The sequence below is a fragment of the Alcaligenes sp. MMA genome (assembly GCF_020907215.1).
Classification (GTDB): Bacteria; Pseudomonadota; Gammaproteobacteria; order Burkholderiales; family Burkholderiaceae_B; genus Alcaligenes; species Alcaligenes aquatilis.
In genome coordinates this window covers 49,208-65,005 of record NZ_JAJJPP010000001.1, presented here as the reverse complement: position 1 = coordinate 65,005, position 15,798 = coordinate 49,208, and the positions used below count along the sequence as shown (strand labels likewise).

At 57.4% G+C, this 15,798-nt stretch carries 10 protein-coding genes; 5 read left to right on the top strand and 5 right to left on the bottom strand.

The genetic code is table 11. The features are described from left to right. Positions 1-37: 37 nt before the first annotated feature. Positions 38-961: a LysR family transcriptional regulator gene (locus LNA76_RS00310; RefSeq protein ID WP_108727853.1), complete on the bottom strand. Its 924-nt coding sequence runs from the start codon at positions 959-961 to the stop codon at positions 38-40. 100 nt (positions 962-1,061) lie between these two features. Here LNA76_RS00310 and LNA76_RS00305 point away from each other — a divergent pair, with 100 nt between their 5' ends. From LNA76_RS00305 to LNA76_RS00285, 5 genes are all read left to right on the top strand, one after another. After that, entirely contained in the window at positions 1,062-2,408 is a 1,347-nt protein-coding gene (locus LNA76_RS00305) for an aspartate aminotransferase family protein (protein WP_094197486.1), read from the top strand. Positions 2,409-2,567: 159 nt separating this feature from the next. Further along, complete coding sequence (murI, locus tag LNA76_RS00300) at positions 2,568-3,416, top strand: glutamate racemase (RefSeq protein ID WP_230017585.1); 849 nt, start codon at positions 2,568-2,570, stop codon at positions 3,414-3,416. 580 nt (positions 3,417-3,996) lie between these two features. Then, positions 3,997-6,075, top strand: coding sequence for a LamG domain-containing protein (locus LNA76_RS00295; protein ID WP_230017584.1), 2,079 nt, complete (start codon positions 3,997-3,999; stop codon positions 6,073-6,075). Between the two features lie 20 nt (positions 6,076-6,095). Beyond that, positions 6,096-6,293, top strand: a complete 198-nt coding sequence (locus tag LNA76_RS00290) for a hypothetical protein (RefSeq protein WP_094197489.1) — start codon at positions 6,096-6,098, stop codon at positions 6,291-6,293. 21 nt (positions 6,294-6,314) lie between these two features. Then, positions 6,315-8,489 (top strand): phosphocholine-specific phospholipase C, encoded by a 2,175-nt coding sequence (locus LNA76_RS00285; protein WP_230017583.1) that lies wholly within the window; start codon positions 6,315-6,317, stop codon positions 8,487-8,489. Positions 8,490-8,645: 156 nt separating this feature from the next. Here LNA76_RS00285 and LNA76_RS00280 read toward each other — a convergent pair whose 3' ends face one another. The 4 genes from LNA76_RS00280 to LNA76_RS00265 form a co-directional block, all read right to left on the bottom strand. Beyond that, positions 8,646-9,122: a hypothetical protein gene (locus LNA76_RS00280; RefSeq protein WP_094197491.1), complete on the bottom strand. Its 477-nt coding sequence runs from the start codon at positions 9,120-9,122 to the stop codon at positions 8,646-8,648. Between the two features lie 24 nt (positions 9,123-9,146). Beyond that, positions 9,147-9,695 carry a hypothetical protein gene (locus LNA76_RS00275; protein WP_230017582.1) on the bottom strand — a complete coding sequence of 183 codons (549 nt, stop codon included), beginning with the start codon at positions 9,693-9,695 and terminating at the stop codon, positions 9,147-9,149. Positions 9,696-9,758: 63 nt separating this feature from the next. Beyond that, the gene (locus LNA76_RS00270; RefSeq protein WP_230017580.1) at positions 9,759-10,532 is read right to left on the bottom strand and encodes an OmpA family protein; all 774 of its coding nucleotides are present in this window, start codon (positions 10,530-10,532) and stop codon (positions 9,759-9,761) included. Between the two features lie 74 nt (positions 10,533-10,606). Continuing rightward, the gene (locus LNA76_RS00265) at positions 10,607-15,790 is read right to left on the bottom strand and encodes a YadA-like family protein (RefSeq protein WP_230017579.1); all 5,184 of its coding nucleotides are present in this window, start codon (positions 15,788-15,790) and stop codon (positions 10,607-10,609) included. Between the last annotated feature and the right edge of the window lie 8 nt (positions 15,791-15,798).

Sequence of the window (15,798 nt, the reverse complement as noted above, 5' to 3'; positions counted from 1 at the left end):
CAACGCCATGAGCAAAGTCCAGCCTGTGCTGGTCATGTCAGTGTTGAACCGCGCTATCGAGCAAGCCCAGAAAATAATCCACAATCGCATGGGCACGTCTGTCCTTGCGCATGGCCAAGGACAAGGGAATCGTAAACTGACGCTGCTGTGGGTCCACCGCAATCATCTGGCCCTTCTCTACCCAACGAGCCGCCACGTGCTCAGGCAGGAAACCGATGTACTCTCCCGTCAAAATCAAAAAAGCGGTTCCTTCCCGATCACTGGCGGTAGCGACACAATTCAAATCCTGATGCTGTCCAATCGCCTCCGGGCTCATGCGATAAGCGGGCGCAATAGCCGCAGCCTGGCGCAAGGCTTCCTGAGACACTGCCCCTTTTTGTACCGCTGCAAACAAAGGATGCTCCCAGGAGCAGTACAAAAAATAAGGCTCGGCATACAGCGTGCGATACTCCAGCCCGCTCAAGGCATTAATTTCGGGCAGCACACCCATATGCAAACGGCCATCCAATAAACCGCGCTCAATTTCACCTGGCGTGCTCATGCTGATATGCACACGCACCGCCTCGCTGTTTTGCCGCAAGGCACGCAAAGCGGAGGTGATGTGCATATGAGGCTGCGAGATCAGGCTATTCATCAAGCCTATATTCAAATCTCCCCGCAAGCTGGAATGCAGCTGGTTCACTTCACTGCGAAAATTCTCCACCGCAGCCATCAAGGTTTCACTGGCCCGCAATACTTGCCGCCCTTCCTCCGTCAAAGCAAAACCGGCCCTACCGCGCTGGCACAAGCGGATTCCGCCCAGGCGCTTTTCCAAATCGCTCATATGCAGGCTGATGGCCGAGCGCGTAATCCCCAGCACACCTTCCGCTGCCGAAAAGCTGCCCACTTGCGCCACCGTTCTGAACACACGCAGCAGACGCAAATCAAAATCGGAAACCTGCAACAGTCCTTTGAGCTGCATATAGGTAAATAAAACAATAAGTAAAGTTAAATAAAAACGTATTTTACTCAACAACTTAGCTCTCTACACTGAGGGTATTCACCGCCTTGAGGAGACAAACATGAACTCACCCTACTTTGCGCCACAGCAGATTGCCAGTGAACTCAATCTCCAGTCCCACTGGATGCCCTTTACCGCGAACCGACAATTCCAGCAGGACCCGCGTCTGGTCGTCAAAGCCGAAGGCAACTGGCTGTATGACCAGGAGGGTCGCCAGATTTTTGACGGCCTGTCCGGGCTTTGGACTTGCGGGGCTGGACACGCCCGTCATGAAATCCAGGCCGCCGTGCATCGCCAACTCGGACAACTGGACTATTCTCCCGCCTTTCAGTTTGGACATCCCACCGCGTTTCAACTGGCCGACAAACTAACCCAGCGCACCCCCGACGGTCTGGATCATGTTTTCTTCACCAACTCCGGTTCTGAATGCACCGACACCGTCGTAAAGATGGTACGAGCCTACTGGCGCATCAAAGGCCAGGCAACAAAAACCCGTCTGATTGGCCGCGCTCGTGGCTACCACGGCGTGAATGTGGCCGGTACCAGCCTGGGCGGTATCGGCGGCAACCGCAAAATGTTCGGTCAGTTGATGGATGCCGACCACCTGCCCCACGTGCTGCAAGCCGATTGCGCCTTCACACGCGGCCAACCCGAAACAGGGGGCCTTACCCTGGCCGACGAACTACTGAAGCTGATCGAACTGCACGACGCCAGCACCATTGCCGCCGTTTTTGTCGAACCCGTCTCGGGCTCGGCAGGCGTACTGGTGCCCCCTACCGGCTATCTGCAACGCCTGCGCCAGATTTGCGATCAGCACAACATCCTGCTGGTCTTTGATGAAGTCATCACTGGACTGGGCCGCCTGGGCACCTACACCGGAGCCGATTACTTTGGCGTCACCCCCGACATCATGACCATGGCCAAGCAGCTGACCAACGGTGCCATTCCCATGGGTGCGGTCATTGCCAGCAAAGAAATCTACCAAACCTTCATGGGCCAGGACCTGCCACTACACACCGTGGAGTTCAGCCACGGCCACACCTACTCCGCCCACCCTGTCGCCTGCGCCGCCGGACTGGCTGCCCTGGAGTTGCTGGAACAGGACAACCTGCTGCAACGTTCTGCCGAACTGGCCCCGCATTTTGAGCAGGCCCTGCACCAGTTGCGCAATAGCCCGAATGTGATCGACATCCGCAACTGTGGCTTGGCAGGTGCCATCCAACTGGCCCCGCGTAACGGTGACCCCACCATCCGTCCCTTTGAAGCCGGCCTACAGCTGTGGAAACAAGGCTTTTACGTACGCTTTGGTGGCGACACCCTGCAATTTGGCCCCGCCTTCACCACCACACACGCCCAGCTTGATTCATTATTCGATGCCGTCGGTGGCGTCCTGAAGCAACTGGCTTAAGCAACCCAAAAGGGCGGCCTATCTTGGGCCGCCCTAAATCAGCTCCACTCGTTGCAACTGGAAACCTTAACTTTCTACCCAAGCAGCCCCTGTAACCGGCTCCAAGATCCACAAACGCGCCATAATACGAGCTTTGCTCCACAAGAAATATTCAGCGCCATGAGTTCTCCCACAACACCTACCTTTGCTCAGGCTCCCATCGGCCTGTTTGACTCGGGTGTGGGCGGTCTGTCCATCTGGCGCGCCCTGCGCCAGTCCTTGCCAAACGAAAACCTGCTGTATCTGGCCGACTCACAATGCGCCCCGTACGGCGACCGTTCCCCGGAATGGATCATTGAGCGCACCCTGTGCATGACACAGTTGCTGGTCAACCAAGGCTGCAAAGCACTGGTCATCGCCTGCAACACCGCCACCCTGGTGGCAGCCCAGGCCTTGCGCGACACGCTAAGCATCCCCATTATCGCCATCGAACCCGCTATCAAACCCGCTGCTGCCCTGAGTCGCAGCCGCAGCATCGCCCTGATGGCCACCAGTCGCACCTTGGACAGCGGCGGCCTGCAAAGCCTGATCGAACGCTACGCCAGCGACGTGGAAGTCATCCGTATCCCCTGCCCCGGCCTGGCCGACCGCGTCGAAGCCCTGCAGTTAAGCGGCCCGGAAATCGAAGCAGAGCTGCGCGCCCGCCTGGCCCCTGCCCTGCAAAGCCAGGCCGACGCACTCGTGCTGGGTTGTACCCACTACCCCTTCCTGCGCCCCACCATCGAATCCATCAGTGGCTCGCGCTTCCATATCCTGGAACCCTCCTTCGCGGTCGCCGCTCAAGTCCACCGCCGCCTGGAACAAGCTAACTGCCTGAACACACAGGCTCAAGCAGGCAACAGCGCCTTCATCAGCAGCGCCCCCATGGAGCAAGCGCGACAAGTCATCCGAGCACTGACAGGACTGGCAGAACCCACCATGCTGACATTCCCGACGCAAGCCGGAACACGCCCTATCGTCGCGGACTAGCACAAAGCAACAACAAACTCCCCGAGAGTGACGCCAGCCAGCGCCGCGCCAAACCCCGAGCCATCCCTGACTCAGACCATACCTCTGGGTGCCTTCTTATGCTCTTGTGTCATCGCTTGTCTCCTTCAAGACAATCATAGGCTCGAACACAAAATTTCCGACACTCTCCGCCGCGTCGGCAAGTTGTCCGCTTCCGCCCCCTGCTCCGAGGCCCCGAGTGGCGACCTACGAAGAGTGATAAAAACTACAACTCAAACCCATCACCCACCTTAAATTTGCTACTTAAAAGATAAAAATCACTTACAGCCCCGCCAAACTGCCCCACCGTAACAAACCATCCATCACACCGTCATATGCCTGCCAAGCCGCAGCCAGCCAGGCTGTGAGCCCCGCTGATCCCCTCCCCGCCCCACCCTTCACATAAAACACAATCCAATCATCGGCGGATTTTCTGATCCGTTCACAGGGCAGTCACACGCCCTTCCTACACTGCCCGCAGTCCTGATCCGATGCCGACTGGGCAGCCCACCCTCATGCACAGTCCGGCCTCTCTTTCCACCTTCTCTCCTTGAGTGGCTGTATGACCTTGACCTCCCGTCCCCAAAAATCCCCCACCGTGCAGCGCCTGCAACAAGCCGGACTCTCTCTGTCCCTGGCGCTGCTGCTGACCGCCTGCGGCAGCGGCTCCGGTGGTAATGATGGCCCAGCTAACCCTGGCACCAATCCCGAAACCCCTACCGTAGAGCCCGGCGACAAACCCCAGGCGCTGGGCGGCAAAAAAGCCCTGATCGTCACTCTCGACGGCTTAAGCTACGAAGCCCTGCTGCAAGCCCGTCAAGCAGGCCAGCACCCTGCCCTGAAAAACCTGACCATTGCCCCCGCACAAACCGGTGGCTACGCAGGCACTGCCAGCGAACAACGCACCCTGCCACTGCCTGGCTGGGCCTCCCTGATTACCGGCGTCTGGGCAGACGAGCACGGCCTGCGCGGTGTCGGCCAAGAAGACACCAAACTCAATAGCCCCACCTTGGTCGCCCAGACCTCCAAACCAACCCAGGCCGCCCTGGCCTTGAGTACCGCCGACTACCGCACACTGTGGAGTCAGGATCTGCAAGAAGGCCGCATCATCGAAGCGGCCAACTGCACCGACTCTGATAGCTGTGTCAGCGAGCAAACCCAGAAATACCTGCAAGAAGGCAAATCTCTGATCCTGGCTCAAATCCAGGCCCCCGCCCGTGCGGCCAATCAGGCAGGCCTGGGTAGCCCGGCTTACCAACAGGCCGTCAACGACTCCCTGGCTGCGCTGGACAAGCTGTTCGCCCTGATCGACAAACGCACACAGGCCGATGCGTCGGAAGACTGGCTGGTCATCCTGACCACTAGCTACGGCCTGGACGAATTTGGCGGCACCACCGGCTCGCAATTTAACCGCAACAAGACCAGCTTTATTGCTACCAATAAAACCCTGGCCTCCTTGCCTGCCATCGACAGCCAAGTCTCCAGCAGCACGGACATGAACACCCTGGCCGCCGTCATTGACATCGCGCCCACCGTCCTGTCCCACCTGGGTCTGCAAAACGAACAATACCGCTTCCGTGGCTCGCCCCTGCAAGCCGACACCCGCGTACACAATCTGGTTTTCAGCAAACCGGCCGACAAGAACATGGTGGACCTGAGCTGGGTGCTGCAAGGCGAAGCCTCGCAAGAAATCCAGGTCATGCGCGATGGCAAACTGATCGCTACCTTGCCTGCCGGCACTACCCAGTACTCCGATCCACTGCCTGCCTCCGATACCGCGCAAACCTACTCCCTGTATTACTCGGTCCAGGTGGGCAAGGCGGCCTCGACCCTGAAAGCCGATGTAGGCTACCAGCCCCCACCCAAGCTGGCTGACACCCTGAAAAACGGCCTGCTCAGCTATTACACCTTCAATAGCCAGCCCTTTACCGACGCCAAAGGTGGCAGCACACTGCAAACCTCGACCCCTGCCGTGCCGGCCGGCCAGTTGATTGCCGCTGACTTCCTGGACCCCAGCACACCCAAGGGTGGGCTGCGCATCATGGGCAGCAATGTCGATGGCAACGGCAACCGTGGTTACCGCCTGTCCATGAGCCGCAATCTGTTCACTCTGAGCAGCGTGCAGCAAATGACGATTGGTTTTTGGCTGCGCACTGCCAACAACTGCCACGGCTATGGCGCCTCCATCATGGCCAACAAGAACTATGACTCGGGCAACAACCCCGGTTTTGCATTGGGCCTATTTAACGCCAACGGCTGCGACATCCGCTTTAACACGGGCTACGGTGGCGGCCGCAACGAGAGCCAGGGCTACAACATCACCCCCGACGAATGGGCCTATGTAGCCGTCGTCATCGACAAGGCCCAAGGCAAGATGCTGGGCCACGTGTTTGACCCCAAAAAAGGCGCGCAGTTTGGCTCGGTGGCTCTGGAAGCCCGCACTTTGCAAGCCCTGGGGGGCACCGGCACGGGCGAACTGGGCTTGAACGAAGACGTTACCGGCCAGTACTACAAACGCTGGGGACGCAACGACATCAATATGGACTTTGGCGAACTGGCCATGTGGGACCGCGCCCTGAGCACGGACGAACTGACCAGCATTTACGAATCCCGCCAGCCTCTGTCCAGCCTCCAACCCTGATCGCCAAGCAAGGACTATTTATGACTTCCAAGAACGCTTCACTCACCTTTGAGCGCCTAAAACGCGCATCCGTCTTGTTGATGTTCTGCGGCCTGCTGGCTGCCTGCGGTGGTGGCAGCGACACCGATAGCTCGGGTAACACAGGCTCGCCTGAAGAGCCCACCGAGCCTGGCAAACCCACGCCCGAACCCGCGCCGCAACTGAAATGCGCCCCTTGATTGACTAAGAGATTAAGTACAATGACTTCACGCCGCAATTTCCTACGCAATATGACCGGTGCCAGCCTGGCTGCCGGTTCCCTGGCCGCTTTCCCTCCCAGCATCCGCAAGGCGCTGGCCATTCCGGCCAACAACAAGACGGGCACCATCAAGGATGTGGAACACATCGTCGTCCTGATGCAAGAGAACCGCTCATTCGACAACTACTTTGGCACGATGAAAGGCGTACGTGGTTTCGGGGACCGCTTCACCATCCCGCTCCCGAATGGCCGCAATGTCTGGCAGCAAAACCTGAGCTCCACCGAAACCATCATGCCCTACCACTTGGACAGCACCAAGGGCAATGCTCAGCGGGTCAACGGCACCCCCCACGCCTGGGTCGATGGGCAGCAAGCCTGGGACCATGGCCGCATGGCTTTCTGGCCCAAGTACAAGCGCCCCCACTCCATGGGCTACTACCGCGAAGCCGAGGTGCCGTTCCAGTTCGCCATGGCCAACGCCTTTACCCTGTGCGATGCCTACCACTGCTCCATGCACACCGGTACAAACTCCAACCGCATGTTTATGTGGACGGGAACTAACGGCCCAACCGGGACGGGTGAATGTACCGTCAACAACGCCTGGGACAGCCTGGGTTCCTCGGCGTTGGGCTACGAGTGGAAGACTTATCCCGAGCGTCTGGAAGAAGCCGGTATCAGTTGGAAGGTCTACCAAAACCTGCCTGACAACTTTACTGACAACTCGCTGGCAGGCTTCAAACAATATCGTCGTGCCAACGAACAATCGGGCAAGCCAAACAATACCCCTTACGAGCCGTCGGATGACATTGGTAATCCCCTGTACAAGGGCGTGGCCAACACGATGCCCGACGGTGGTTTCTTCGGCCAACTGCGCAAGGATGTCGAAGAAGGGAATTTGCCCCAGATTTCCTGGGTCGTGGCACCGGCCGCCTACTCCGAACACCCTGGCCCATCCAGCCCGGTGCAAGGTGCTTGGTACACGCAGGAACTGCTCGATGCACTGACATCGAACCCCGAGGTCTGGAGCAAGACCGTTCTGCTGGTCAACTTTGATGAAAACGACGGTTTTTTTGACCACGTACCGTCCCCTTCGGCACCATCCATTGATCCGGACACGGGCAAGCCTATGGGCAAAACCACCCTGACCGATGAGCAGATTGCTTTTGAATACTACAACTACCCCAGCCCCACAGGCTTGATGGGTCAACCTCCACGTGACGGCAAGGTATTTGGCCCCGGGGTACGCGTTCCGATGTACGTGATCTCTCCGTGGAGCCGTGGTGGCTGGGTAAATTCGCAAGTCTTTGACCACACCTCCGTGATCCGCTTCATGGAAGAGCGCTTTGGCGTGATGGAGCCCAATATCAGCCCCTATCGCCGTGCAGTATGTGGTGACTTGACCAGTGCCTTTAACTTCGCCAGCCCGAACGACGAACCTCTGCCCACCTTGAACGGACGTCGTAGCCGTGACGAGGCCGATGCCATCCGCCGCGCCCAGGAACGCCTGGCTCAGGTGCCTCAGCCCCTGGACAATCAGCGCATTCCTGTGCAGCAAACCGGTGTGCGCCCGTCGCGTGCCCTGCCCTATGAACTGCACGTCAGCGCCCGCTGCGATAGCGAAAAAGGCGTACAGCTGCTGTTCTCCAACACAGGCAAAGCCGCTGCTGTTTTCCATGTCTACGATAAGCTGAATCTGGACCGCATTCCCCGCCGCTACATGGTCGAACCCGACCAGATGCTGGACGATGTCTGGGACGTTCAGGCCGATAACCTGGGTCACTACGACCTGTGGGTACTGGGCCCGAACGGCTTTCACCGTCACTTCCGTGGCGATGTCAGCGTACTGAGCCAGTCCGAGGCCGCTCGCCCCGAAATTCGCGTCTGCTACGAAGTCACCAAAGGCGATGTCTATCTGGAAATGATGAACGGCGGCCAGTCTGCCTGCACCTTCACCATCCAATCCATGGCCTACCGCGAAGACGGCCCTTGGGAAGTGACGGTTGAACCCGGCCAGCAGTCCAAACAGTCCTGGGCCCTGAAGTCCAGCGGCCACTGGTACGACTTCGTGGTCCGCAGCAGCAACGACCCAAGCTACTACCGTCGCTTCGCAGGTCGAGTGGAGTTTGGCGCACATGGCGTCAGCGACCCAGCCCTGGGGATCCCCGCCTACCTGTAAGACTTAAATACTCTGAATCCAACGTTCTATTGTCTGACTATGTGTGCGTGCGCACCACGCACACTTTTTACCCCGCTGCCAGTACTTGGCATCGGGGTTTTTTTTGATGGTTATGAGTGTGAAATATAGGCCAAGGCCCAACGACTGCAAGCAGACTTAACGGGAGTGGCGTGACCGAAGACTCAAGCCAATGTAATGCCTTCTACGTTGCCGCTTTCTTTTCAGTACCACCCTTTCATCATTGAGGGAAACCGGTTTCTGGGTACTGGCCAGCTCTACAACCGTGTGCAACACAGCACGGTCAGCAGTACGGGCTGGTATACAGATATCGGCCCCTGCATACAAGGCACGCTCACTGGATAAGGGGGACTCATCGGCCAGAAACAGAATGCCGACATTGTCCAACTGTCGCATCGCGGAAATAACGGCGTACACATCAAACGCACTCTCGCCCTCCCCGTCAATAATCAGAATGCGCAAGCGCTTTCCAAACATGGCAAGGTCTGTAGGACTGGTTGCTACCGTCGTACACACCCCGGAGCCGGCCAAATAATCATGCAGGGCCAGCATATCGCCCACACGCGATGATGCAGGCTGTGCAATCAGGAGAAAAACCACATCAAAATCATACATAGGGCGCGATACGCAGTCCTGTTATCACTGGCCACCCTTCATCAATTTAATAATGGCCTGTGTATGCTGGGCGTTCTGGGTTCCGATCAGCAAACGCCCGTCGGAAATCGTGTCACTGATACGAGCCACACTTACCAACTGCCCCTGCACACTTAACAGCAGATAGTGGCCGCGTGCCTGAGCCGTGACGCTGCGCAGTTTGTTGATGCCGTTCTGGTTCATCTCCAGTAGCAAAAACGTACCTTGATCCTGAGTCGTTACAGGCGTGACGCGATGCAAATCGGCTTGCGTCAAAACGGGCTGGGGCAGCGCATAAAGAGAGGCTCCCCCCACATCCACAGCCACCAAAGGCGCTTCCGCTTTCTCCTGCGCCAAATGCAGAGTAATGACTGTTGTCGCTTGATTGCGAGAGGCTGTTGCTGCCACCGCAGGGGCCTTGGCCGACGAGGCTGAACCTTGCATGACAGGCGGTGCCGGATCTACAGGTTCAGGAGCCTGGCGAGGCATCGTTTGCTGACAAGCAGCCAGGCCACCCGCCAGAACCAGTAGCGCTAATTTGTGCAGAATATTCATTATTTTCTCAATCACGGCACGCAGCCCGACAAGCCGGGTGCGTGCCTGGTTACCGCATGCAACTTAACGTTGGCCTTGAACCTCAATATCAACCCGACGATTCGGCGCCAGGCAAGCGATCAACTCAGTGCGATTGTGTTGATCACACTGCACAAGGGGACGATCCTGGCCAAAGCCTTGCGTCACAATCGCGGCGGCTGGTATACCCTGCGCCGACAAGGCCTGTCGTACCGTCTGGGCACGTTGCTGCGACAAACGCTGATTCGATGCCGCATTCCCGATCCGATCCGTATGGCCGGAAACCGTCACCCGTTCAATGTTGGACATTTGCTTGAGCTGGCCGGCAATATCGCCAATCGTGCTCATACCCGCGCTGGTCAAAGTCGCACTGCCAAAGGCAAAGGCCACATCCCCGGAGAGCGAAAAAGGCTGAATTGTCGCGGTCTTTGGAGTGGCATCCAGAACAGAAGCACACTCACTGGGCTTCCAGTAAAAGCTGCGGCCCAGCTTGTCCTGGTCAAACAGCACCTTGAACTGACACGTCTTGATGCCCTGTGCCGTGTTGAAGTGGAACAGGTAATCCCACTCCCGCACCTTGAAACCTTCGGCAAAGTGCGGGCGACCCAGCAAGTCATACAACTGATCGCGTGTCACGCCTTCCCGGACCTGACGCAGATTGTCGATATTCGGGTAAGAGCCCGTGTGAAAAGTCGCTTTGTCCACTTCAGGAAACACCGGGTTTTCTGTATGACCTTCCGAGTCCACCTGACTCAAGGTTCCGCATCCAGCAAGAACCAGACTGCCCAGCAAAGCAGCCCCAAACCAATTTTTCTTCATGATCTGAAATCCTTCAAAAGTGTGTGCTGTGCATCGGCGTCAATACGCCGATGCACCATAGAGTCAGGGCCGACTTACCATTGATAACCAATACCCACGGCACCACCATAATCACCGCGTGAGGTGGTGTTGCCCGAGAGCTTGTAGACCCATTTGCCGTTATCGGTAATTCCGGAGAAACCAATGGCCATACCGGACTCTCCACGCCAGGTACCACCAGCCATGGACATCATGTGTTTGCCCGGCAAGTAAGCCTGGGGCAGTGACGCTGTTGCCATGGCAGCCGCCACACCTGCACTCAAGCGGTTATCCAGACGATTGATATCGTGACGAATATTGTTGATCTGGCCTTGCAGATTGCCCGCAACCTGATTCAACTGGCTCACGTTCACCGCATCGGTGTCATTGACACCCGCCGCCACATTGGTAATGTGCTTGCCGGACATATTGATGCCGTTCTCATTGATGATCGGGCCACCGTTATTGATCTGAATTTCATCGGCCTGAACAGTCACCGCCGTAATGGAGTTGACCTTCAGATCCTGGGACACCGACACCTTGATATCAGCGCCAACGGTCTGGCCTGCATCATTGACCCGGTCCGTCTTGGAGATCACGATGTTGTCACCTTCAACAAAGCCCACCGTGTTGCCATTGTGGATAGGCGTGCCATCACCGGAGCCATTATTGCCACCGCCTGTGGAGCCGGAGCCATTGCCATTGGAACCACCGGTATTGCCGCCTTCCTTGCCATCCGTCGGTGCCTCAACATTCCAGTGCATGCTGTCCAAAACATCTTTCAAGGAGGAATGCTGGCCACCGTTGTAAGCAAACGAGCCGTTTCCATCCAGACCAATAAAGGACTCGATAGGCTGGAGCTGGCCGTAATTGACGGCATCCGTCGGATTGCGACCGGCGGCCACATTGGTGATGCGCATATCACCTGCATTGATGCCAGCCAGGGTGATGCTCGGGCCATCGTTGATGATCAAGCCGGTGTTACCCAGGTGTACGTCGTTTCCTACCGCAACCCCTGCGTTGTTAATGACGGTATCGCCGGTCTTCAGGCTGCCATCTGCACCCAGATCAATGTCCTTGTTCAGCTTGACTTCAAGCTGTCCGGAATCATCGGTGCCGGTCTGCTCGACCGTGACATTCTTGTCACCGACAAACGCAACCTGGCCGTTCGGGCCAATATTGGCGCTATTACCCTGCGCATCGGTCACATTCCAACCAGCGCTGGCAAGGTCATTGACTTGCTTGAGCTGGTCTTCAGTAGCCGCCTGACCGCTGGTGTAGTTGTCCGGATCCCAAGTCAGATTGGTCAGGCCACCAATTCGGCCAGTATCACCATTGATCGTGACCGGGTTTGCTCCGCCCACCACAACCTGCGTGCTGCCGATAGCCGTGCTGTTACCGGCCGCATCTGCTACCGTGATCGAACCTGCGCCTACGGTAGTCGTGTCACCGGCGGCATTGCTGACCGTGGTACCTGCCGCTGTCGTGGAGGTTTTGTTACCGGCCCCATCATCCACAGTCAGACCGTCGTTATTGACGACCGTATTTCCTGTCGTCAGGCTGCCATCCGCACCCAGATCAATGTCCTTGTTCAGGTTCAAGGCCAGGTCCGTGCCTTCACGCGAAATGTTGATGTTGCCGTCCGTATTGCTGAAGTCCACCGAAGCACCTGGCTTGACGTTCTCGGCAGCACCACCATTGGCACTGATGTTCCAGCCTGCGTTGGCAACGTCCGAGACCTCTTTCAACTGCGATACATTCACCGCATCGGTGTCATCCGTGCCAGCATCCATATTGGTGATCTTCTTGCCACCCATATTGATGCCGTCGCCGTTGATCACCGGACCACCATTGTTGATGGTGATGCTGTTCAAATCCGTCAGGTTCTGAGCCATGACCAAGTTCAGCTTGTTTCCATCGCTATCAACGCGCAGGTTCGCACCGGTAGAGGCTTCGCCCTCGGCCAGTTCGCCGGAGACGGTCAATGGCGTGTTATCACCCAGCGTCTTGGCAATAGTGCTACCGGTATTGCCTGCAAAGCTCAAGCCGTCATTCTGGGTAGCGACTTCACTGCCCTTGTAAATGACATCACCCGCGTTGTTAACGACAAAGTTGTCACCCAGACGGGTTTCACCCTGAACGGTCAGGTTATTGGTGGTGATGCTATCGCCATTGACGACCGTATCGCCCACAGTGACGCTATCACCGTTGATCACGGTATCGCCCACGGTAATGCTGTTGCCTACGGTCAGATCATCCGCCAGGTTGAAGGCCAGATCGGTGCCGGTACGCGTGACGGTGATGTTGCCATCGTCATTGCTGAAGTCCACCGAGCCGCCCGGCTTGACGTTCTCGCTAGCGGCACCATTGGCACTCACATGCCAGCCTTGAGCAGCATATTTGATCGCATCGTGCACCGTGTTTTCGCCGGTATCACCGATATTGCTCATGCTCAGGCTGCCGTCAGAAGCCAGCGCGGCATTGCCACCCAAGATGTTTTTCGTGGTGTTGGCCACATTGCCCAGCACCGCGTTCGTAGCATACAGTTGGCTGCCATTGATCGCATCTGTGCTGCCGGGGTTGATCCGACCAGCAGCCACATTTGTCAGTGTGCGCTTGTCCTGCTCCGTTCCCACACTGACGGTGCCAACAGGATTCGTACCGGCAAAATTGCCATAGCTCAATCCATTTAATGAAGCATTGCTTGTGCCAACTGCGCCTGCAGTCACCGCAGCATCCCCCAGTGCGACCGAACGTGCATTGCCTGCCTGTGCGCCCTGTCCAATAGCGACAGCACGGTCAGCCGTGCTGCGAGAGTCTGCGCCCAGCGCAATCGCCTGTCGTTCGATAGCCCAGGCATCACGGCCCTGCGCAATCGAATCTTCGCCAAAGGCATGAGCGCCCTTGCCCTGTGCCTGTGCATAATCAGCCGTTGCCTGTGCTTCCCGTCCGACCGCGATGCTGCTGTTGAACTCGGCTACAGAATCCGTACCCAGCGCAATGGAGTCGCGGTTCTTGTCCTGGTTTTCCACATCAGGATTAGCTTGGCCTGAGCGAGCGCGAGTTCCCATGGCAATACCGCGTGCCGCAAAGGTTTCGGCATCCGTACCGCTGGCTTGGGAATCACCGGCAGCCGCCCGTGACCGGGTGCCAAAGGCCATGGCGTCATTGGCTGTTGCCGTTGCATTGCTACCCTGGGCAATACCGCGAGCCGCATTCACCACCGAGCCTTTACCAATCACAATCCCTTCCACTGCCGTGGAGCTGGACTCTGTACCAATCACAATTGAGTTCTCGACCGAAGGACCATTGGCCTGACGATCTGTATAAGAATCCCGACCAATGACGATGGAGTTCTTGTCACGGCTAACGACGTGCGTTCCAATCGCCACACCGCCCTCATCTCGGGCCTCCGATTGTGAGTTACCAATGGTGGTGGAGTTCAACCCCAGTCCCTTGATGTTGTGCCCCAGCACAACAGCGGACACTCCCTCGGCTCCCGCCATGTGCCCGATTGCAACCGAGTCCCGCTCCTTGGTCGTGGCATCTGGGCCAATGGCAATCGAGTCAATCGCGGTGGCGGCCGCCCCGTTATTGTTCTTGTTGCCCTTATCCACACCACCGTCATTCACACTGAAATAACGTGTTTTACTGTCTTCAATCTGCTGCCCCCAGTCATCGCCAATTTTTTCAGCCAACTGGTCGTAATCCACGGGGCCACCCAAGGCAGCTTGATCCACAACCGCCTGCAACTGACGCACGTTCACCGCATCAGTATCATTGGCTCCGTCTTCCACATTGACAATACGACGCGTGAATGCATTTCCTGACTCACTGCTACCGACAGAAACCGCACTACCGGAGAATCCACGATTGGTAAATCGGCCTGTACCGGAAACATCACCTTGAACCGAGTGAGAGTTCAGGCCTAAAGCGACAAAACCACTGTCTGCATATGCATTTGGACCCATGGCTGTACCCGTGCCCAATGCCATTGACTGGCGACCTACGGCAACACCGGTATTGCCGGCGACCGCGTTATAGCCAATGGCAATGCCCTCTGTATCTGCACTGGCGTTGGCACCGATACCCACGGCACGATTTGACGTACGCCCCTGATTAGCATTGGTGCCCAGGCTAATGTTGTCATCGCCCGTCACACTGGAACCAGCCCCTTTCCCCATAGCGACGTTCTGATTGCCATCCACGCCATTGCCGGCATTGTCACCAATTGCCGCATTGAACTGGCCCTTGACGTTCTGACCGCTAGCCTGACCAATCGCAATATTGTGAGAGCGGTCTCCAGGCAGATGATTGCCCGTGGCCTTGCCGGCGTCACCACCGATGGAAATATTGTTTTCTGCATCGGCCTGAGCGCCCAGCCCCAAAGCGATACCGTTAACCCCACTGGCCTGTGCTTGCGTACCCAAAGCAAGCGCATTATGTCCACCTGCTGCTGCTTCACGACCCACCGCAACACTGGCCAGACCACTGCTCACACTGTCCTTGCCAATGGCTATGGCCGCCTCCGGTTTGGGCTGGCTGTCTGCACTGGCGACACGGGCACCATCACCCAGCGCAATGGCACTGTCGGCATCGGCCAACGCCCCCTGGCCTGCGGCCATACTGCGATCACCCTCAGCCTTGGATTCAGGGCCAATCGCAATCGACTCTTCGCCGTTTGCCTCGGAATCGGGTTGTTCTGAATTGGCGCGGAAATACTTCACGCCAGGATTGGTATCATCCACACCCAAGGCGGTCAGATGATTGTTGATCGTTACCAGTCCTGCTTCAGCCGTTCCAATGCGGCTGCCCTGATCAGCAATGGCCGTTTCATTGCCCGAGATTCGGGTGTCATGACTCGTAATAGCTGTTTCATTGTCCGTAATACGAGTCCCATGATCCGTAAGAGTGGACTCATTGCCAGCAACCCGAGCTTCCAGCCCATCAATCTTGCCAGTATTGGTCTGCACATCTGCAGCAGTGGCCGTTAACTGCGCCATGGTCACCACAGACTCACCACCTACCGTAATCTGATCAGCACTCAAGGCACCGGAGACCGTCAGGCTGCTCAACCCGACAATGCTGCCTCCCCCAGTAAACTGGATGGTGCCGCCTGGAGCGGTAAAGTTAATCAGGTTGCTCTGGCCGTCGCCAGGAATCTCGACAGCAGCCCAGGCATTGCTCACTGCCAAAGCGCCCACTGTCAAACAAGCCGCCCATCCCATACGAGCGGACAAAGCCGAAC

Excerpts from the sequence above, each read along its gene's own strand:
- LNA76_RS00310 (WP_108727853.1), bottom strand. The coding sequence starts at position 961 with ATGCAGCTCAAAGGACTGTTGCAGGTTTCCGATTTTGATTTGCGTCTG.
- LNA76_RS00305 (WP_094197486.1), top strand. The coding sequence starts at position 1,062 with ATGAACTCACCCTACTTTGCGCCACAGCAGATTGCCAGTGAACTCAAT.
- murI (WP_230017585.1), top strand. The coding sequence starts at position 2,568 with ATGAGTTCTCCCACAACACCTACCTTTGCTCAGGCTCCCATCGGCCTG.
- LNA76_RS00295 (WP_230017584.1), top strand. The coding sequence starts at position 3,997 with ATGACCTTGACCTCCCGTCCCCAAAAATCCCCCACCGTGCAGCGCCTG.
- LNA76_RS00290 (WP_094197489.1), top strand. The coding sequence starts at position 6,096 with ATGACTTCCAAGAACGCTTCACTCACCTTTGAGCGCCTAAAACGCGCA.
- LNA76_RS00285 (WP_230017583.1), top strand. The coding sequence starts at position 6,315 with ATGACTTCACGCCGCAATTTCCTACGCAATATGACCGGTGCCAGCCTG.
- LNA76_RS00280 (WP_094197491.1), bottom strand. The coding sequence starts at position 9,122 with ATGTATGATTTTGATGTGGTTTTTCTCCTGATTGCACAGCCTGCATCA.
- LNA76_RS00275 (WP_230017582.1), bottom strand. The coding sequence starts at position 9,695 with ATGAATATTCTGCACAAATTAGCGCTACTGGTTCTGGCGGGTGGCCTG.
- LNA76_RS00270 (WP_230017580.1), bottom strand. The coding sequence starts at position 10,532 with ATGAAGAAAAATTGGTTTGGGGCTGCTTTGCTGGGCAGTCTGGTTCTT.